Source organism: Spirillospora sp. NPDC048911 (assembly GCF_043198015.1).
Classification (GTDB): domain Bacteria; phylum Actinomycetota; class Actinomycetes; order Streptosporangiales; family Streptosporangiaceae; genus Spirillospora.
The window spans coordinates 409769-428530 of record NZ_JBICUD010000004.1 but is presented as its reverse complement, the minus strand read 5'-3'; the positions used below and the strand labels follow the sequence as shown (position 1 = coordinate 428530).

At 74.2% G+C, this 18762-nt stretch carries 21 protein-coding genes; 11 read left to right on the top strand and 10 right to left on the bottom strand.

Annotated features, from left to right (window positions below):
• Positions 1-6: 6 nt before the first annotated feature.
• The 5 genes from ACGFNU_RS20190 to ACGFNU_RS20170 all read right to left on the bottom strand — a co-directional run bounded on the left by ACGFNU_RS20190 (position 7) and on the right by ACGFNU_RS20170 (position 3888).
• The gene (locus ACGFNU_RS20190; RefSeq protein ID WP_392595609.1) at positions 7-483 is read right to left on the bottom strand and encodes a hypothetical protein; all 477 of its coding nucleotides are present in this window, start codon (positions 481-483) and stop codon (positions 7-9) included.
• Positions 483-1247 carry a methylated-DNA--[protein]-cysteine S-methyltransferase gene (locus ACGFNU_RS20185; RefSeq protein WP_392595607.1) on the bottom strand — a complete coding sequence of 255 codons (765 nt, stop codon included), beginning with the start codon at positions 1245-1247 and terminating at the stop codon, positions 483-485. Before ACGFNU_RS20185 ends, ACGFNU_RS20190 begins: the two co-directional genes overlap by 1 nt.
• A complete protein-coding gene (locus ACGFNU_RS20180) occupies positions 1237-1950 on the bottom strand; it encodes an RNA polymerase sigma factor (protein WP_392595605.1) in 714 nt (237 codons plus the stop codon). The genes ACGFNU_RS20185 and ACGFNU_RS20180 overlap by 11 nt, the downstream gene beginning before the upstream one ends.
• A gap of 64 nt (positions 1951-2014) precedes the next feature.
• Positions 2015-2680 carry a response regulator gene (locus ACGFNU_RS20175; protein ID WP_392595604.1) on the bottom strand — a complete coding sequence of 222 codons (666 nt, stop codon included), beginning with the start codon at positions 2678-2680 and terminating at the stop codon, positions 2015-2017.
• A complete protein-coding gene (locus tag ACGFNU_RS20170) occupies positions 2677-3888 on the bottom strand; it encodes a sensor histidine kinase (RefSeq protein ID WP_392595603.1) in 1212 nt (403 codons plus the stop codon). The genes ACGFNU_RS20175 and ACGFNU_RS20170 overlap by 4 nt, the downstream gene beginning before the upstream one ends.
• Positions 3889-3959: 71 nt before the next feature.
• On the opposite strand from ACGFNU_RS20170, the gene ACGFNU_RS20165 reads away from it, so the two are divergent.
• Together ACGFNU_RS20165 and ACGFNU_RS20160 are read left to right on the top strand one after the other, a co-directional pair.
• Positions 3960-5603 (top strand): histidine kinase, encoded by a 1644-nt coding sequence (locus tag ACGFNU_RS20165; protein WP_392595601.1) that lies wholly within the window; start codon positions 3960-3962, stop codon positions 5601-5603.
• Between the two features lie 38 nt (positions 5604-5641).
• A complete protein-coding gene (locus tag ACGFNU_RS20160; RefSeq protein WP_392595599.1) occupies positions 5642-6304 on the top strand; it encodes a response regulator in 663 nt (220 codons plus the stop codon).
• Positions 6305-6379: 75 nt separating this feature from the next.
• Here the strand turns inward: ACGFNU_RS20160 and ACGFNU_RS20155 are convergent, their stop codons facing one another.
• Together ACGFNU_RS20155 and ACGFNU_RS20150 are read right to left on the bottom strand one after the other, a co-directional pair.
• Positions 6380-7219 (bottom strand): ABC transporter permease subunit, encoded by an 840-nt coding sequence (locus tag ACGFNU_RS20155; protein ID WP_392595597.1) that lies wholly within the window; start codon positions 7217-7219, stop codon positions 6380-6382.
• Positions 7220-7222: 3 nt separating this feature from the next.
• A complete protein-coding gene (locus ACGFNU_RS20150) occupies positions 7223-8152 on the bottom strand; it encodes an ABC transporter ATP-binding protein (protein ID WP_392595595.1) in 930 nt (309 codons plus the stop codon).
• Positions 8153-8325: 173 nt separating this feature from the next.
• Here ACGFNU_RS20150 and ACGFNU_RS20145 point away from each other — a divergent pair, with 173 nt between their 5' ends.
• Positions 8326-9528 carry an epoxide hydrolase family protein gene (locus tag ACGFNU_RS20145; RefSeq protein ID WP_392595593.1) on the top strand — a complete coding sequence of 401 codons (1203 nt, stop codon included), beginning with the start codon at positions 8326-8328 and terminating at the stop codon, positions 9526-9528.
• Positions 9529-9600: 72 nt separating this feature from the next.
• Here the strand turns inward: ACGFNU_RS20145 and ACGFNU_RS20140 are convergent, their stop codons facing one another.
• Complete coding sequence (locus tag ACGFNU_RS20140; protein WP_392595591.1) at positions 9601-10359, bottom strand: phosphatase PAP2 family protein; 759 nt, start codon at positions 10357-10359, stop codon at positions 9601-9603.
• A gap of 263 nt (positions 10360-10622) precedes the next feature.
• Between ACGFNU_RS20140 and ACGFNU_RS20135 the strand changes: the two genes are divergently transcribed.
• The 5 genes from ACGFNU_RS20135 to ACGFNU_RS20115 all read left to right on the top strand — a co-directional run bounded on the left by ACGFNU_RS20135 (position 10623) and on the right by ACGFNU_RS20115 (position 14435).
• Complete coding sequence (locus tag ACGFNU_RS20135; RefSeq protein ID WP_392595589.1) at positions 10623-11078, top strand: DUF1707 domain-containing protein; 456 nt, start codon at positions 10623-10625, stop codon at positions 11076-11078.
• A gap of 44 nt (positions 11079-11122) precedes the next feature.
• On the top strand, positions 11123-11767 hold the full coding sequence (locus ACGFNU_RS20130; protein WP_392595587.1) for an HAD family hydrolase: 645 nt from the start codon (positions 11123-11125) through the stop codon (positions 11765-11767).
• 81 nt (positions 11768-11848) lie between these two features.
• Positions 11849-12343 (top strand): hypothetical protein, encoded by a 495-nt coding sequence (locus ACGFNU_RS20125; RefSeq protein WP_392595585.1) that lies wholly within the window; start codon positions 11849-11851, stop codon positions 12341-12343.
• A 455-nt stretch (positions 12344-12798) separates the two neighbouring features.
• Entirely contained in the window at positions 12799-13764 is a 966-nt protein-coding gene (locus ACGFNU_RS20120) for an ArsR/SmtB family transcription factor (protein ID WP_392595583.1), read from the top strand.
• Positions 13761-14435, top strand: coding sequence for a hypothetical protein (locus tag ACGFNU_RS20115; RefSeq protein ID WP_392595581.1), 675 nt, complete (start codon positions 13761-13763; stop codon positions 14433-14435). The genes ACGFNU_RS20120 and ACGFNU_RS20115 overlap by 4 nt, the downstream gene beginning before the upstream one ends.
• Positions 14436-14653: 218 nt before the next feature.
• On the opposite strand, the gene ACGFNU_RS20110 is transcribed toward ACGFNU_RS20115, so the two are convergent.
• Complete coding sequence (locus ACGFNU_RS20110) at positions 14654-15718, bottom strand: tyrosine-type recombinase/integrase (protein ID WP_392595579.1); 1065 nt, start codon at positions 15716-15718, stop codon at positions 14654-14656.
• 146 nt (positions 15719-15864) lie between these two features.
• On the opposite strand from ACGFNU_RS20110, the gene ACGFNU_RS20105 reads away from it, so the two are divergent.
• Positions 15865-16326, top strand: coding sequence for a hypothetical protein (locus ACGFNU_RS20105; protein WP_392595577.1), 462 nt, complete (start codon positions 15865-15867; stop codon positions 16324-16326).
• 143 nt (positions 16327-16469) lie between these two features.
• The gene (locus ACGFNU_RS20100) at positions 16470-17171 is read left to right on the top strand and encodes a hypothetical protein (RefSeq protein ID WP_392595575.1); all 702 of its coding nucleotides are present in this window, start codon (positions 16470-16472) and stop codon (positions 17169-17171) included.
• Here the strand turns inward: ACGFNU_RS20100 and ACGFNU_RS20095 are convergent.
• The gene (locus ACGFNU_RS20095) at positions 17146-18183 is read right to left on the bottom strand and encodes a threonine/serine dehydratase (RefSeq protein ID WP_392595573.1); all 1038 of its coding nucleotides are present in this window, start codon (positions 18181-18183) and stop codon (positions 17146-17148) included. The genes ACGFNU_RS20100 and ACGFNU_RS20095 overlap by 26 nt on opposite strands.
• 16 nt (positions 18184-18199) lie before the next feature.
• Here ACGFNU_RS20095 and ACGFNU_RS20090 point away from each other — a divergent pair, with 16 nt between their 5' ends.
• Positions 18200-18745: an Lrp/AsnC family transcriptional regulator gene (locus ACGFNU_RS20090; RefSeq protein WP_392595571.1), complete on the top strand. Its 546-nt coding sequence runs from the start codon at positions 18200-18202 to the stop codon at positions 18743-18745.
• Positions 18746-18762 lie beyond the last annotated feature (17 nt).

Genomic DNA, 18762 nt, shown 5'->3' with positions numbered 1-18762 from the left:
CACACGCTAGCGGCCGGTGCCGCGGGCCGTAAAGAACACCGCGGCACCGTCGTTGATCTCCCAGATCCGCCCGCCGGCGGTGACGCCGCGCAGCCCCTCGGTGGACTCCGGCCCGGCCAGCGCGGGCAGGCGGGGGCCGGCCAGCCCGGTGAACGCGAAGGTGGCGTGGGCGCGCCAGAGGCCGGTGGCGGCGAGCCGGGGGCCGATGCCCGCCCATCCGGCGGGCTCGTCGGCGATCACCCACGCGTCCGGGGCGCCGGCGGCGAGCCGCCGCGCGGGCCGCAGCCACGACGCCGCGGCCGCGGGCCAGGACACCACGGCGCCGACGTCGCCGGGCCAGGCGTCCAGGAACGCGCGGGCACGGGCGGCCGAGGCGGGGGAGCGGCCGTGGCCGACGTTGACCAGCCGCGCCCCCTCCCCTTCCAGCAGCCGCAGCATCGCGTCCAGCTCGGCGTCCGCGGGCCGGGTCTCCCGGAGGTCCATCAGGCGGTCTCGGGCAGGCCGGGACGGCACCGCAGGCAGGGCCGGTATCCGGCGGACTCGGCCGCGGTGAGGGTGCGGAACCCGTGCCGGTGCTCGGGCGTGATGCGGCGGGCGTCGGCGCAGGTCGGGTAGCACACGATGCCGGTGGTGTCGCTGGCCAGGTAGAACACGCCGGCGCCGGCGAGTTCGGCGACCTCGTCGAGGTTGACGTTCTCGGCGCGCAGGAGCCGTTCCTTGGCGTCGGCGCCGAACACGTACTCGCCGACGGCGCCGTCGGAGCGGGTGACGCGGTGGCAGGGGATCAGCAGCGGCACCGGGTTGCGGCCGAGCGCGGACCCGACGGCGCGGACGGCCTTGGGCCGCCCGGCCTGGCGCGCCACCCACGCGTAGGGGCGGGTCTGGCCGCGCGGGATCCGCGCGGCGGCGCGCAGCACGGCGGACTCGAAGTCGCTGAGGCCGCGCAGGTCCAGGCGCAGCCCGCCCAGCCTGCCGGTGCGCAGCGCGGGCAGCAGCCCGGCGGGCGGCTTGGCGGCGGGCAGCAGCGGCCGCCCGAACCGGGTGCGGAACGCGGTGGTGAACTCCTCCTCGCCGAGCCCGGCGCGCAGGTAGGCGACACCGTGGTCGGTGAAGGCGACCTGGACGCCGGCCAGCGGCCCGGGGACCTGGACGCGGCGGGCGACGATCCGGTCGAGCAGGGTGTCGGGCGCGTCGGCGGCCAGCCCGGCCAGGCCGGTGGTGAGCGGGTCGGGAACGTCAGAACGCATGGGGTGCCCCCTGAGTGGTGTGCAGCGTGCGGAGCCGGGCCAGGCCCCGGGAGATGTGCGATTTGACGGTGCCCTCGGGGACCGCGAGGACGACGGCGATCTCGGCGATCGGCAGGTCGGCGACGTGGCGGAGCACGACGGCGGCGCGCTGTGCCTCGGGCAGCTCGGCCAGCATCCCGGCCAGTTCCCGGCCGGTCTCGTGCCGCGCCGCCACCGCCTCGACGCCCTCGGCGGGGTCGGCGGGGTCGGGCGCGGCCTCCAGCGGGCCGGGCGGCGGTTTGCGCGCGGCGCCGCGGCGGGTGTTGCGCCACAGGTTCATCAGGATGGTCAGCAGCCAGGCCCGCGGCCGCAGCTCGGCGATCCGTTCGGCGCCGTATCCGGCCAGCGCGCGGTAGGCGCGCAGGAACGCCTCGGCGGCCAGGTCCTCGGCCTCGGCCCAGCGCCCGCACAGCCGCAGCGCGGTGGAGAACACCGCGCCGCGGTAGGCGTCGTACAGGACCGTGAAGCCGTGGTCCAGGTCGCGGTCGAGCGCCGTCACGACCCGGGCCGCGACCTCGTCCGCGACCTCGTCCGCGACCTCGTCCGCGGCCTCGGGCGCGCCGGCTGGGCCGGGCGCGGCGCCCGTGCCGGGCGTGGCGTCAGGGTTGGTGCCCGGGTCGTCGTCCGCCGGGGCGGGGGAGACCGCTTCGTCCGTAACCGTCACATCCGTTCAACACCGGCCCGCCACGCCTGGTTGCACCCGGGGCCCTACCCGGTCGCGGGGCGGGTCAGCTGAGCCAGCCGGGTTTGATCATGCCGCTCTCGTAGGCGAGGACGACGAGCTGGGCGCGGTCGCGGGCGCCGAGCTTGGACAGGATGCGGCTGACGTGGGTCTTGGCGGTGGCGGGGCTCAGCACCAGCCGCGCGGCGATCTCCTCGTTGGACAGGCCCGCGGCGACCAGCTCCAGCACCTCGCGTTCGCGGTCGGTGAGGGCGTTGAGCTCGACCGACGGCGGCGGCGCGGTGATGCGGGAGGCGAACTCGGCGATGAGCCGCCGGGTCACGGTCGGGGCCAGCAGCGCGTCGCCGCGCGCCACGACCCGCACGCCGTGGATCAGCTCGGGCGGTTCGGTGTCCTTGACCAGGAACCCGCTGGCACCGGCCTTGATCGCCCCGTACACGTAGTCGTCGAGGTCGAAGGTGGTGAGGATCACGACCTTGACGGCGGCCAGCCGCGGGTCGGTGACGATGCGGCGGGTGGCCTCCAGGCCGTCCAGCACCGGCATGCGGATGTCCATCAGCACCACGTCGGGCCGCAGCTCGTCGGCCAGCCGCACGGCCCGCTCGCCGTCACCGGCCTCGGCGACGATCTCGATGTCGTCCTCTCCTTCGAGGATCGACCGGAACCCCGCCCGTACCAGCGTCTGGTCGTCGGCCAGCACCACCCGGATCACGCGCTCTCCTCCATCTGCCCCGCCGGGCCGCGCAGCGGCAGCCGCGCCCGTACCCGGAAACCGCCCGCCGGGCCGGGCCCGGCGGTCACCTCGCCGCCGACGGCGGCGGCGCGCTCTCTGATCCCGCGCAGCCCGTTGCCGGCGTCCAGCGCGGCCGGGTCGGCCGGACCGGTCCCATCGTCGTCGATCTGGACGACCACCGCATCCGCGGTGGCGGTGATCTCGACGGTCGCGGCGCTGGCCCCGGCGTGCCGCACCGCGTTGGTGAGCGCCTCCTGCACGATGCGGTAACCGGCGAGATCGACCGGGGCGGGCAGCGGCCCGGCGGGCACCTGCCCGGTCAGGGTGACCTGCAGCCCGGCCGCCGACGTGCGCGCCAGCAGCTCACCGACGCGTTCCAGCGACGGCGCGGGCGCGACCGGGCTGCCGCCGTCCTCGCCTTCGGCCTCGTCGACCTGCCGCAGCACGCCCAGCACGCCGCGCAGCTCCCGCAGGGTGTCCTTGCTGGCGCGTTTGATCTCCTCCAGCGCCGCGTAGGCCTTGGCGGAGTCGTCGCGGCGGTGCAGCGCCGCCCCGGCCTGCACGTTGATCAGCGAGATCTGGTGGGCGAGGACGTCGTGCAGCTCGCGGGCGATGCGCAGCCGTTCCTCGGTGGCGCGGCGCCGCGCCTCCTGCTCGCGGGACCGTTCGGCCTCCAGCGCGCGGCGTTCGGCGGCGGCGGCGAAGTCGCGCCGGTTGCGCACGAACTGGCCGAGCGCGATCACCAGCAGCAGCCAGAACGTGAGGCCGGCGACCGACTCGGCGCCCAGCACCATGTCCTCGTCCTCGGTGCCGTTGGCGCCGCTGGCGAGGTTGACCACGACGAACCCGGCGTTGATCGCGGCGGCGGCGCTGAGCGGCACGTACAGGCGGCACCGCACCGCGGCGGTGTAGAGCGCGACGACGAACACGAACGCCAGCGGCCCGTCGGGGTAGCCCGCCGGGTAGTAGACGACCGACACCACCAGCGTGACCAGCAGGACGATCACCGGGTGGCGGCGCCGGAACGCCAGCGCGCCCGAGCCCAGCGCGATCAGCGCGGCCCCGGCCGGGAACAGCGGCGCGTCGGTCCCCTTGACGTTGGCCGCCGCCATGACCAGGTTGACGATCAGGGCGCCCGCGGCCAGCGCGGCGTCGGCGCGCGCGGGCGTCCACCAGCTTCGGGTCACGGCCCCCAACCTATTGCACCCTTGACTTTCGGCAGTATCAGCGCTGGTCGGACGCTTGTAGCGTGGACGGCGTGAACGACTCCCCGCCGCGCCACACCAGGGCCAAGGACGTGCTGCTGTTCGCGGCGCTGGCACTGCCGTTGATCTACGGTGTGCTGCTGCCGCCCGCCGCCGGCGACCCTGGCTGGTGGGCGCAGGCCGCGGGGGTGGCGGCGCTGGGCGGCGCGGTCGCGGTCAGCCGGACGCGTCCGCTGCTGTCGCTGCTGATCGTGCTGGCGCTGGTGCCGCTGCAGGGCAACTTCGCGTTCGGCATCCCGGTGATGGCCTACCTCACCGGCCGCCGCACCTCCCACGCCCGCGCGGTGCTGTGGGCGTTCACCGCGGTGTTCGTCGCCGGGTCGGTGCTCAACATCGTCCGCGGCATCGACGTCACCACCTGGTTCCCGCTCACCCTGTACCTGGTGGTGATCGGTGTCCTGCCGTGGCTGGCGGGCCGTTACTGGCGGCAGTACCAGGAGCTGGTGCACGCCGGGTGGCAACGCGCCGACCAGCTGGAACGCGAGCAGCGCATCGTCGCCGAGCGGGAACGGCTGCGCGAGCGGGCCCGCATCGCCCAGGACATGCACGACTCCCTCGGCCACGAGCTGGCCCTGATCGCCGTCCGCGCGGGCGCCCTGCAGGTCGCGCCCGACCTGTCCGAGCGGCACCGCGAGCAGGCGGCCGAGCTGCGCGCCAGCGCCGCCGACGCCACCGAGCACCTCCGGGAGATCATCGGGGTGCTGCGGGAGGAGACCGGCCAGGACCCCGCGGGCCAGAACGCGGCCGAGACCCCGGGCGGGAGCGGGGCTCCGACGCGGCCCGCCCGCGAGAGCATCACCGACCTGGTGGAACGCGCCCGCACCTCGGGGATCCCGGTCCGGCTGACCGGCGCCGCCGAGCCGCCCGCCGACGCCGCCCCGATGATCGCGATCGCGGCGCACCGGGTCGTGCAGGAGGCCCTCACCAACGCCGCCAAGCACGCCCCCGGCGCCGCCGTGACCGTGCGGCTGGCCCGCTCGGGCACCGGGAAGGGCGAGGGCAAGGGGCGGGGCAGCGGCGCGACCGTCGTGACCGTCGTCAACGCGCCGCCGCCCGCCGGGCCGCCGCTGCTGCCGTCGGGCGGCCGCGGCCTGACCGGGCTGGCCGAGCGGGTCCGCCTGGCCGGCGGGACCCTGCGCACCGGACCTGCCCCGGGCGGCGGGTTCCGGGTCGAGGCCGAGCTGCCCGACGTCCCGGCGGCGGCTCCGGTGCCGGGGGCGGGGCACGAGACCGCCCGGCGCCTGGACCGCGGCCGCCGCCGGGTCCGCCAGGGCCTGATCACCGCGATCGCGGTGCCGGCGGGCCTGGTCGCGCTCCTGTCGGCGATCATCCTGGGCTACTACGCCTACGCCACCCTCAACTCGGTGCTGAAGCCCGCCGACTACGAGGCGCTGTGGGTGGGGCAGCCGCGCGCGCAGGTGGAGAAGGTGCTGCCCGCGACCGAGCTCATCAACTCCGACGTCGGCCGCGCCCAGCTCCCCCCGAAGCCGCCCGGCGCGCACTGCGAGCACTACCGTTCCGACGGCAACCTGCTGGGCCTGGGCACCGTGTACCGGCTGTGCTTCGCCGGCGACCGCCTGGTCGGCAAGGACGCCGCGCGCGTCACCTCCGATCCCGAGCCGCCGGCCACGCCGTGACAGGCTCCCCCCGTCATGACCCGAACGAGAGGACACAGGTGATCCGGGTACTGCTCGCCGACGACGAGGCGATGATCCGCGCCGGGGTACGGGCGATCCTGTCGGCCGACCCCGGCATCGAGGTCGTCGCCGAGGCCGCCGACGGCCACCAGGCCGTGGAGCTCGCGCTGGCGCACCGGCCCGACGTGGTGCTGCTCGACATCCGCATGCCGCGCATGGACGGGCTGGCGGCGGTCGCCGAGCTGCGCCGCGCCGCGCCCGGCACCTCGGTGGTGATGCTGACCACGTTCGGGGAGGACGAGTACATCGCCCGCGCGCTGTCGGGCGGCGCCGCCGGGTTCCTGCTGAAGTCCGGCGACCCCCGCGAGCTGCTGGCGGGCGTGCACGCCGTCGCCGAGGGGGCCGCCTACCTGTCGCCCAAGGTCGCCCACCGGGTCATCGCCGAGCTGAGCGGCGGCCGCCTGGCGCACGGCACCACCGCCCGCAAGCGCACCGGCGTCCTCACCCCGCGCGAACGGCAGGTGCTGGCGCTGGTGGGCGCGGGCCTGTCCAACGCCGAGATCGCCGCGCGCCTGCACGTGGTCGAGGGCACCGTGAAGGCGTACGTCAGCACGATCCTGACGCGGCTGGACGTGCGGAACCGCGTCCAGGCCGCCATCGTCGCCTACGAGGCCGGGCTGGTCGACGACGCGCCGCGGTGATCTCGCGGCGCGCCGCCGGCCGGCCCGGCCGTGTACTGGTGCCGTTCTGTCAGGCGGCTGCCGGACGGGGCGGTGTCAGGCGTCGCGGCGGCGCAGCACCACCGTGCCCAGCGCCAGCGCCGCCGCCGCCCACGCCGCCAGGATCAGCAGCCCGACGGCGGCCGGGTACGGGTCGCCCCCACCGCTCATGAAGTGCCGTCCGGCGGTTCCGGGCAGCGCGCTCGACACGTGCCTCAACGCCGTGACGCCGCTGTTCTCCAGCAGCATCGGCACCGCCATCAGCAGCAGGAACGCCGTGGTCAGCGCCCCGGCGGTGCTGCGCAGGACGGCGCCGACCCCCAGGATGAACACGCTGATCAGCGCCAGGTACACCCCGACCGCCAGCACGTCGCCGGCCGCCTCACCGGCCGCGAACCGTCCCCACCGGCCCAGCAGCGGCTCGGCCACAGCGGTCCCGGCGGCGGCCAGGACCACCCCGGCGGGCAGCACCACGGCCGCGACCACCGCCGCCTTGGCCGCCAGCATCCGCCCGCGCGGCGGCACCCACTGCAGCGTGGTGCGGATGCTGCCGGTCGCGTACTCCCCGGTGATCACCAGGATCGCCAGCGCGACCACCACGAACTGCACCAGATCGGTCGCGCCCACGGCGACGCCGCTGACGGCCACCACGCCCTGGTCGTCGCCGGTGAGGTCGTTGGTGTTGTTGGCCGCCGTCGAGGACGCCAGGATCGCGCTCATCAGCCCCATCAGCCCGAACGCCGCGACCAGGCTCCACCACGTGGACCGCAGCGACCACAGCTTGGTCCATTCGGCCGCGACCGCCCCCGGCAGCCCGCCACGCCCCCGGCCGGCAGCGCCACTTCCGCCACTGCCCTTGCCCTTGCCGTGTACTTGTAGTCCGGTCAGGCTCGCCATCGGTCACACCCCCGCCTTCTGCGGCGCGCCCGCGCCGTACTCCACGCTCGCGCCGGTCAGTTCCATGTAGGCCTCCTCGAGCGAGGCCTCCTGCGGGCTCAGCTCGTACAGCGGCACCCCGATCTCGTGGCAGATCATCCCGATCCGCTCGATCGGCGCGCCCGCCACCACCAGCTCGTCCTCGGCCGGCCGCGTGACCCGCAGCGGCGCGGGCTCGGCCGCCAGCCGCGCCGCGAGCTCACCGGACCGCGGGGTGCGGATCCGCACCGCGTTGCGCGAGCTGGCCGCGATCACCTCGGCGACCGGCGCGTCGGCCAGCAGCCGGCCCTTCCCGATCACCACCAGCCGGTCGGCGGTCAGCTGCATCTCGCTCATCAGGTGGCTGGAGACGAACACGGTGCGGCCCTCGGCGGCCAGCGACCGCATCAGCGTGCGGACCCACAGCACCCCGTCGGGGTCCAGCCCGTTCACCGGCTCGTCGAACATCAGCACCTGCGGGTCGCCCAGCAGCGCCCCGGCGATGCCCAGCCGCTGGCCCATGCCGAGCGAGAACGACCCGGCCCGCCTGCGCGCCACCGCCGCCAGCCCCACGATCTCCAGCACCTCGTCCACGCGCCGCACCGGGATGCCGTTGCTGCGCGCCATCGCCACCAGGTGCGCCCGCGCCGGCCGGCCCGGATGCACCGCCTTGGCGTCCAGCAGCGCCCCGACCCGCGCCAGCGGCCGCGGCAGCGCCGCGTACGGGCGGCCGCCGATGAGCGCCTCGCCCGCGGTGGGCCGGTCCAGCCCCAGGATCATCCGCATGGTCGTGGACTTGCCCGCGCCGTTGGGGCCCAGGAACCCCGTCACCTTCCCCGGCGCGATCTCCAGGGTGAGGCCGTCCACCGCCACCTTGTCCCCGTACCGCTTGGTCAGTCCCCGCAATGTGATCATCGAGTGTCCCGGCTCCGTTGTCGTCCCGATCAGCTGTCCGATCACGACGTTAGGAACCGGGGGAGTGCCGCCACAGTGCGCGAACGCCACCTCCCACCCCCGACTTTCGTCAACCCCGCCGACCCGGACCAGTAGGAACGAACCCGTCCTACTACATCCCTAACGTCGGCGGCATGACGAACTCGCAGCAGGACATCCAGCCTTTCCGCATCGACATCCCGCAGGCCCGGCTCGACGACCTCGACGCACGCCTGGCAGCCACCCGCTGGCCGGACGAGCTTCCCGGCGTCGGCTGGGAACGCGGCGTCCCCGTGGCCTACCTGAAGGACCTGGCCGAGCACTGGCGCACCGGTTACGACTGGCGGGCCCACGAGGCGGCGCTCAACGAGCACCCGCAGTTCACCACCGCCATCGACGGCCAGAACATCCACTTCCTGCACGTGCGCTCACCCGAACCGGACGCCACGCCCCTGATGCTGCTGCACGGCTGGCCGGGCGGCGTCACCGACTTCCTCGACGTGATCGGGCCGCTGTCGGACCCGCGCGGACACGGCGGCGACCCGGCCGAGGCCTTCCACCTGGTGATCCCGTCGCTGCCCGGCTTCGGGTTCTCCACGCCGCTGGCCGGGCCGGGCATGAACGCCGCCAGGATGGCCGGCGTGCTCACGCGCCTGATGGCGATGCTCGGATACGCGCGGTACGGGGTCCAGGGCTACGACACCGGCTCGTGGGTCGCGCCCGAGATGGGCAGGCAGGACCCCGGCCACGTCACCGGCGTCCACCTCAACGCCATGATCACCTTCCCGGTGGGCGCGGACGGCGAGACGGACGGCCTCACCGACGTCGAGCAGCGCCGCTGGCAGCGCATGCAGAACTTCAACGACGGCTACCTGCGGTGCAACTCCAAACGGCCGCAGACCGTCACCTACGGCCTGCACGACTCACCCGCCGGGCAGCTCGCCTGGATCGTGGAGAAGTTCAAGGAGCTCACCGACCCCGAGGACGGCCTGCCCGAGGACAGCGTCGACCGCGACCGGATCCTCACCGACGTCTCCCTCTACTGGCTGACGGGCACCGCGGGATCGGCCGCGCAGATCTACTACGAGGAGATCTCCGCCGCGTCCTGGAACGCCCCGGCCGACGCGGGGGAGTGGACCGACGGCGGCGAGGACGCGGGCGGATGGGAGCCCGAACGCGGCACCGTCCCCACCGGAGTGCTCGTGTCGGCCCACGACGTGACCATCCGCCGGTGGGCCGAACGCGACCACGACATCGTGCACTGGACGGAACTGGAACGCGGCGGCCACTTCCTGGCGATGGAGGCGCCGGACCTGCTGGTCGACGACGTCCGCGCGTTCTTCCGCAAGCTGCGCTGACCGCCCTGCCGCGCCGCCGCCAGAGGTGGCGGCGCGGCAGGGGACAGCCGTCAGGCGGGCGGGGAAGCCGTGTCAGGCGGGCGGGTAGTGGCCGTGGCGGCCGGTGCCCGACATCACGTCCGGCAGCGTCTCGGGCGCCACCGCCGGTGCGGCGGGGCCGCCGGGGGCGGCCAGCCCCGCGAGGCCGGCCGCCTCGGGCACCGGGGCCACGACGCGGTCCAGGGCCGCCGCCACCGGTGATCCGAGCAGGAACGCCGCGCCCCGCCGCACGCGCAGCGACTCCACCGCCGGGGTCAGCAGCCGCACCAGCAGCAGCGCGACCACCGGCGCGACCGTCACGCCGACCAGGAAGCCCGCCGCGACGTCGTGCGGGTAGTGCACGCCCACGAACACCCGGGAGAACGCCATCAGCGCCGCCAGCGGCAGCACCACCGGCGCCATCGCGCGCCACGCCACCACGATCACGGCCGCCGACGCCGCGGCGATCGTCGCGTGGTTGCTGGGGAAGGACCAGTCGCCGGGCGCCGGGCACGCCACGATGTTGGCCGCGTCCGCCACCGCGCGGCACGGCCGTTCCTCCTCCAGGAAGGTCTTGGAGACCTCGCTGGCCAGGTAGGCGGCGATCACCGCGAACGGCGCCGCCAGCGCCAGCCCCATCGCCCGGCCCGTCCCGCCGCGGGCCCGCCACCAGCCCGCCACGAAGAGCGCGGCGAACAGCAGGAGTCCCGCGTCGGTGCCGATCTCGGCGACCGCGTGCACCCATGACGGCAGCCCGTCGGCGAACTCGGTGATCTCGCGGTACCAGTCGGCGCTGAATCCAGGCGCTTGCATGCTCTCCCTCACGTACGGAACGGCCACTCGCAGAGTGAGATCCTTCAGCAGACCCGGGAAGTTCACCCTACGTTCATCAAAATGTGCTGAATGTCAGGCTAAAGAGTGATCATCGGGCGGAGGATCATCCGGAAGGCGCGTCCGCACCCCCACTTTCGACAGGGGGTCCTGCAAACGATGTACACCCGGTTCGTCACGCCGGAGGACGATCGCGGCACCCCGCGCGGCCATGCTGGAAACACCAGCACGAAAGGGAAGAACCCATGGCCACGCCGAACTTCGACAAGACCGCCGCCACCCCCGTCCGCGCCGGCGACGCCGACCGCAACGCCGTGATGGAACGCCTCGGCGACGCCCTCGCCGACGGCGCGCTGGACACCGCCGAGTACAACCGCCGCCTGGAGCTGGCCGCCCGCGCCGTCACCATGGACCGGCTCGAGCCGCTCACCGCCGACCTGCCGGTCTCCTCCGCCGCCCGGGCCAGGGCCGAGGCCGCCCGCGAACGCGCCGACAAGCGGGAATGGCGCAACGAATGGGGCTACTGGGGAGCCGGCGCCCTCATCATGACGGTCATCTGGGCCGTCTCCTCACTGACCGCGGGCGAGCTCAAATGGTTCTGGCCCGCCGCGCCCATCGGCATCTGGGCAGCCATCCTCGCCTCGTACATCATCTGGCCCGACAGCAAGGACAAGCACCGCGACCTCCTCCGCCACCGGTAACCCGTTCGCGCCGACCGCCCACGATGCACCACACTTGGCTGATCGTGAGCAACCTGCACATCTTCGACATGGACGGCACACTGCTCGCCGGGTCCACCGCCAACCTCGAGGTGGCCCGGCAGCTCGGCACCCTCCCCGAACTCCACGCCCTCGAAGCCCGCTTCGCCGCCGGCACCCTGGACACCCGCGGCTTCTCCGCCGCCATCCACGCCCTCTGGCGCACCCTCACCCCCGCCCAGGTCGCCGCCGCCTACACCGCCGGACCCTGGCTCCACGGCATCCCCGACGTCGCCGCCGACATCCGCGCCCGCGGCGAACGCTCCGCCGTCATCACCATGTCGCCCGACTTCTTCGCCCGCCACCTGCTCGACCTGGGCTTCGACGAGGTCATCGCCTCCCGCTTCCCGCCCCTGCCCTTCACCGCCCCGCTCGACCCCGCCGGCATCCTCACCCCCGCCGACAAGGTCCGCATCGCCGACGACCTGCGCGCCCGCCACGGCCTCACCCGCGCCCAGTGCGTCGCCTACGGCGACTCCATGTCCGACGGCCCCCTGTTCCGCCACCTCACCAACACCGTCGCCGTCAACGCCGACCACCACCTCGCCGGCATCGCCGCCGCCGACTACCGCGGCGACGACCTCACCCAGGCCTACCGCCTGGGCCGCGCCCTCCTCGACGGCCCCGGCTGACGGCCCGCCGACCCCCACCGCGCCGGACCAATCCCCGCAACCACCATCGCGACCCGCACCCGCACGCCTACCGTGGGTCACATGAACCGGCCACCGCCCAGACGCCGCCGCCCCATGGCGGGGACGCGCTCCACGGCCGCCCTCACTCTCCTCACGGTCGCCGCCGCCACCGCCGTCTGGGCCACCGTCCAGGTCGCCCACCACACCCCGCGCAGCGGACACGGCGACCTCGCCCCCTCCGCCACCTCCGAACCCCCCACACCACGCGCCCCCGCCCCACGCGATGACGCCACACCACCGTCCCAGCACGCCACCGCCTCGAGCAGCGAACACGACACCACACGCCACCGCCCAGCCCGCACCCACCCCCGACACACCCACGCAGAGCACACCCGCGCACCGCACCCCGAACGACCGCCCCGCCCACCCGCGCGCCGCGCGCCGCACATCAAGCCCCGCACCCCCGCACAGCCGCAGGTACCCGCCTGGATCCGCACGGAATGCGCCCGCCGCTTCCCCAGCGGCCCACGCCGCGCCGCCTGCATCACCTACCTCCAACAGAACACCGGCCGCTGACCGGCAATGCGCTTCGAGGACGGCGACAAGCCGCGCCACCGTCCCTCAGCGGCAGTGGCACGGAGGCGGGAGCGGCGGATTCAGCGCCGCTCGTGAAGAACGCGCGGACGTCGTCAACCAGCAGGCCCGGCATCGCCATGATCCGAGCCGACGGCGGCCACGAAACACCCACGGTGCCGAGCCTGTACGGCGGTCCGCCGGTGCGGCTCGAGCGCGGTCGCGGCTAGCGATGAGCCGCCGCCGGTGACCGAGGTGCAGGCCGGTGGGCCCGGTCCGTGGCACGCTCAGCGACGCCGTCCACGGCTGTCGTGCGCCCGATCTGCACCGGCCGGCCCGGTGTGCGGACGTGCCGCGACGTCGAGGCGCACGGCCTGGTCACCGCGCCGCAAGCCGGAGATCGCCGCGCCCGCCCCGCACCGTCCGCGGCCGATATCGTTTCGCGGGGAGGCGGAACGATGGGCTGGTGGCAGGTCGACGCGGACACCCTCGCGCGCGGCCGCTTCGTCATCTCACCCCTCGCCGAGACCACCGCCGCGCTCAAGACCCTCCACCATGCCACGGCCGCCCACCCCGGCGAACGCGCCTGGCTCGACACCCACCTGCCCGCCTACCGTGAACGCCTCGCCGCCGACCCCGTCACGGCCCTGCTCGTCCACGCCGCGCTCGGCCCCACCTGGAACGCCACCTTCATCACCCCCACACCCGACGACGACGCCACGTTCGACCAGGAGCTGGCGCACGTCCGCGCCACCCCGCCCGCCGCCGCCCGCACCGACCTCGGCCCCTCCCTGCGCGGGCCGCTCCCCACCGCGCTGGACCGCGACGACCTACCCGAACGCGCCGCCGACCTGCTCCAGTGGGTCTGGACCAGCAGCGTCCACCCGACCTGGCCGCGCCGCCGCCGCGTCATCGAAGCCGACATCATCGCCCGCACCGCCGCGCTCGGCCACGGCGGCTGGGCCGCCGCCCTCGGCGACCTGCGCCCCGGCATGCGCTGGCTCGGCGGCGACCGCCTCCAGATCACCACCCACGAGCACCCGCCCCGGCACCTCACCGGCGACCGGCTCGTGTTCGTCCCCGTCACCCTCCACCAGACCTGGCTCGCCTGGGACGACGCACACCGCCGCTCCGCCGTCGTCTACCCCTGCTCCGGCACCCTCACCAGCGCCCGCCAAGCCGCCACCGCACCCCTGGCCGCCCTCCTCGGAACCGCACGCGCCGACGTCCTCACCCTCCTCGCCACCCCCAAGAGCACCACCCAGCTCGTCGCCCTCACCGGCCAGCGCCTCGGCTCGGTCGGCCGCCACCTGAGAGTCCTGCTCGACGCCCACCTCGTCCAACGCCGCCGCGCCGGACGCTCGGTCCTCTACTACCGCACCAGCACCGGCGACGCCCTCGTCCAGGCCCAGGAGAACCCATGAGGGACCCCGCACCCGCCACCGGCGACCGGCCCCCCGCCCCCTACCTGCCCTGGCTCGCCGTGATGGCCGTCGCCTACGCCCTCACCCACCACATCGGGTTCGGGCTGGCCTGGCTCGGCAACGCGGGGGAGACCCGATGGGCCGACTGGGCCGACCTCCTCACCCCCTACGCCGTCCTCCTGCCCGCCGCGGCGGCCCTGCGCGCCGGGGAAGCGGCACCCCGGCTCTGGATCCTCTACCTCGCCGGCGCCCTCACCTACGTCGAGGGCCACGGCGTCCACCTGGCCGCCAACTCCGTCAGCAACGCCGAACCCAGCGACCTGGTGCACCTGTGGGACGAGGTCGTCGGCCACTACCTCTGGTACGGCGGCCTCACCGTCGTCCTGATCGCGCTCGCCGCCGCCCTGGCCCGCCGCCCACCGGTCCGCGGCCCCCTGCCCGCCTTCCTCGCCCTCAGCACGGGCGTCACGTTCACCACCAACGCCCTCGAAGGCGGCACCGCCATCGCCGCGATCATCGTGACCGCCGCCTTCACCGCGTGGGGCTGGCACACCCGCGACCACCTCGGCCGCCTCTTGATCTACGCGTTCGCGCCCGCGCTGCTCCTGCTCACCGCGTACGGCATCATGCAAGGCGGCTTCCCCGAACCCTCCGACATCGGCTGGGTCTAAGAAGACCAGGACGTCGTGGTCACCGCGCGCCTGGCGTTCTACTCGATGGTGAACGAGACGTCCCCGCGCTGGTGCCGAGGCCCGCCTTCTGCGGCGCGAGCTCGGCGATGAAGCCGGTGATCACTCCGTTGTGGGTCAGCCGGGTGAGGCGCGCACGTAGGGCGTTGGCGCGGGAGGCGGCTGACGAGGGCACGGGGGAGCGGACGGCAGGGGAGTGCTCAGGTGGTGTCGTCGCGGCCCAGCAGGGGGTGCACGCGCATCGCCGCCTCCAGCTCTCCCGGAAGCTCGTCGCGGTAGCGGCCCAGTGTCGACAGGTCGGCGTGCCCCAGGACGCGCCGCACCGCGTCCATGTCGGTCGCCGCCGCCAGCAGATGCGTCGCGGTCGTGTGCCGCAGCCCGTGCGGGGTGACGCTGCGGCGCCGGTCGGGCTCCACCCGCGCCAGCACCCGGTCGATCACCGCCTGCACGTCACCGCGGGCCAGGCGCCGCCCCCGCCACGACAGCAGCAACGCCTTCGGCTCGAGCCCGCGATCAAGCAGCGGGCGGCCCTCCGCCAGGTAGGCGTCCAGCACCTGCGCCACCGGCTGGGGGAGAGGCACGTCCCTGGTGCGGCCGCCCTTGCCGAAGATGCGCCAGTAGCGGGTGCCGGCGTTGACGAAGAAGTCTTCGGAGTTGGCGCCCGTCAGCTCCGACACCCGCGGCCCGACCGCGGCGAGCACCAGCACCACCAGCGCGTCGCGCAGCTCGGTGCGCTGGTCCGACCGGCGGCGCCGGCCGCGCTCGTGCGGGTCGGCGCCCAGCTCCCGCGCCGCGCCCACCAGCCCCGCGGCCTGCTCGGACGTCAGCGCGCGGCGTTCGGCGCGCAGGCCGCCGCGCTCCTTGGACCGGACCGTCACCGCGAGCATCGGGTTGAGCTGCACCCACCCCGAGATCTCCGCGTGCCGGAAGAACGCCGACACCGACCTGCGGAAACGCGCCTGCGACGCGGCGCTCTGCAGGGGAGCGGCGCCACCAACCGATCCGTCCGATCCGCCTGTGCCCTCCGCGCGGCGCCCGTCCGGCTTGCGCGCGAACCGCAGCAGCACCTCGTCGACGTCGGAGCCGTCGAGGTCGTCGAGGACGCGGTCGGGCCCGGCGAGGCCGGCGAAGGTGTGGACGTCGCGCGCGTAGACCTCGGCGCTGCCGGGGGCCAGCGCGCCCGTCGCGGTCTTGGCGCGGACCATCTCGGCATAACGGTCGACGGTCTCGGCGACGGTGAGACGCTGAACATCGGCTGGACGCACCCGCCGGACGCTACCGGCCGCCTCTGACAGAATCGAGAAACGGACATCCAAGATGAAACCAGACAGAAGGAGGATTCTGTTCGGTTTCGGAATCGATCCGCCCGGCGGGCCGTTCCCCCCACATAATGATCATCAGGAGGTCAGCGGTGCTGGACGAGGGACTGTTCGAGCAGGTCGGCGAGATCGTCAGGGGATCGGTGCCCCGGGAGCTGGGCGAGCTGCGCCTGATGGTGCGCCGTACCGGCGTCAAGGCCTGGTTCGGCGACCCTGCGCCGCACCGCGAGCACTACGAGGCCCAGGCCATCGGCGCCGACCTGGTCACAGGCGCCCGCGAGCTGGCCATCGAGATCGGCTTCCACGCCGAGTACCCGAAGGCCGCCGACAACGACGCGGCGCTCGAACGGCTCACCGGCCGCCAGGACGGCTGGCGCCCGGCGCTGGGAGACGACGCCGTCGCCGGGCCGTTCATCGGCCCGGCCAACTGGCGCCGCATCTCCGAACTGTGGCTCGACCCGGATCTGAGCGACGGCGACATCGTCTTCGAGATCGGCGTGCGGCTCGTCGACTACATGACGGCGCTCGAGCCGCACCGCCGCACCACGGCCTGAGAACCCGCCCGCGCGGCGCGCCGGATTTCCTGCCTTGCAGCCCCTCTTCTGGCGTTTCGCCCGTTGGTCGATAATTGACATTATGTTAAGTTGAGTCCGTTACGCTGCCCTGATCCGATCATGACGAAGGACGGGGCGCGACCGTGCACAAGCCAGGAATCCCGGACGACCTGCCGGCTCCGCCGGAGCTGTGGGCACGCGCCGCCACGATGGCCGCCGTCGAAGCCGCGCTGCCGTCGGAGGATTTCTCGGCGTTCTTCTCGGTGCACGCGAACGGCGTCACGCATGACGACGCCGGCGGCAACACCTGGACCCTGTCGCTGATCGAGGACGGGCGGGCCGTGCTCTACGGCTGCGATGTCGAGGCGAGCCGGACCCGGACGCGGGAGCCGGCGCTGGATCTGCTCGCGGACGCGCCGGCCTGGCTTCCGCTGGAACGTCTCGCGAGCATGCAGCGCGGCGCCGAACTGGGGTTCGTCTACTGGCACGACACCGGCTGGCATCGCATCGACTACCCCGCCGACCTCCCCGACGACGGTCTGGCCTCCACGGTGGGTCTCACCGCCGACACCGAGCGCCTCGTGCGCCACATCGCCCAGGACGCCGTGGGACAGCGGTGGGGCGGCGAGGAGGTCGAAGACGACGAGTTGATGGAGGCCCTGGAGGAGACGGTACGGCTGGCGCAGGACGGCGCTCTGGAGGACATGGTGCGCCAGGCGCGGGAGCGTGCCCTGTCCGCCCAGAGTTTCGCGTGGCTGGGCCACGGCTGGGAGCCGGACGTCTCCGCGGCGCTCGACGTCGCCGCCCGGGCGGGCCTCGTCAACGGAGCGCGGGGGCACCGTTGAGGCGGTAGAGGCCGAGGTCGGCGTTGGCTCCGGTGAGGACGGTGGCGATCGACTCCCCCGGGATGCCGCGGGCGGCGACGGCTGCCAGGGCCGCCGCTCCGGCGGGTTCCAGGAGCACCCCGAGCGTCTCGGCGGCCAGATGCATGGCGGCGAGCAGTTCATCGTCGTCGATCAGCAGGAAGTCGTCGACGAGCGCGCGGGTGCGGACGACCGCCTCGGGTTCGGGCCGGCTGATGGAGATGCCCGCGGCGATGGTCGCGCCGTGTTCGACGGCGACGCGTTCACCGGTCTGCCAGGAGCGTTGCAGGGCGGGCGCGGCGGCCGAGGTGACGCCGACGATGTGGACGTGCGGCGCGTGGGCCTTCACCCAGCGGGCGACGCCGGCGATGAGGGCGCCGTCGCCGACGGGGACGACGAGGGTGTCGAACGGTTCGCCGCGCAGGAGTTCGACGCCGATGGTGGCGTTGCCCTCGTAGACGGCGGTGTCGCTGCCGTCGACGGCGTAGTAGCGGCCGGGTGCCTGCGCGGCGTAGGCGGCGGCGTGGTCCTTGTGGGAGCCTTCGACGCGGTGGACGCGGGCGCCGAACGTCTCCATGCGGCGGGTCTTGATCTGCGAGGTGCCGGCGGGGACGAACACGTCGGCGTTCAGGCCGTGGCGGCGTGCGGCGTAGGCGATGGCCTGGCCGAAGTTGCCGCCGCCCGAGGCGCACACGACGGTGCTCACCGCGCCGCTCCCCACGGCGCTCCCCTGTGTCAGCGCGCCGACGAGGTGGTCGGCGCCGCGGCCTTTGAAGCTGCGCAGCGGGTTGAGGGTCTCGACTTTGGTGATGACGCGGCGGCCCAGGCGTGCGCAGAGTTGTTCGTCGGCGTACTGGGGGCTGTCGCGGAACACCGGGTCGATGGTGGTGGCGGCGTGTGCGATGCGGCCCAGGTCGAGGCCGAGGTCCGGGCCGAGGTCGGAGGTCTGGTCGGCTGAGGTCGCCGGCGCGCGGCGCGTCGTCTGGTCGGTCATGGATGGAACGGTAGGCGTGGCGGCGGTGGACGCGATTGAAGATTTTCCCGCTGCCATGCAAGATTCTTGCGTGGACTCCTCCTCGCTCGGCCTCGATGAGATCGACTATCTGCTGCTCGGGCTGGTGCAGGTGGACGCGGCGCGGCCGTTGCACGAGCTGGGCGATGAGGTGGGCCTGTCCCCCAGTGCGGTTCAGCGGCGGCTGGCGCGGTTGCGTGCTGGTGGGGTGATCCGGGCGCAGGTCGCGGTGCTGGAGCCGCGTGCGGTGGGCGCCACGTTGACGGCGGTGGTGCTGGTGGCGCTGGCCGATGACGACGCGGCGCATCATGAGGGGTTCCGGGCGCGGATGCGGGCCGAGCCGGCGGTGCAGCAGTGCTTCAACATCGTCGGGCAGTGGGATTACGTGGTGGTGCTGGTGACGGCGGATCTGGCGTCGAACCGGGAGGTGTCGCGGCGGTTGTTCGTCGGGGCCGCGACGAACGTGCGGCGGTTCGAGACGTTGCCGGCGTACGAGACGGTGAAGTCGGGTCTGGCGGTGCCGCTTCCGGGTGCGGCGGGGTAGGCTGCGGCCATGACGTG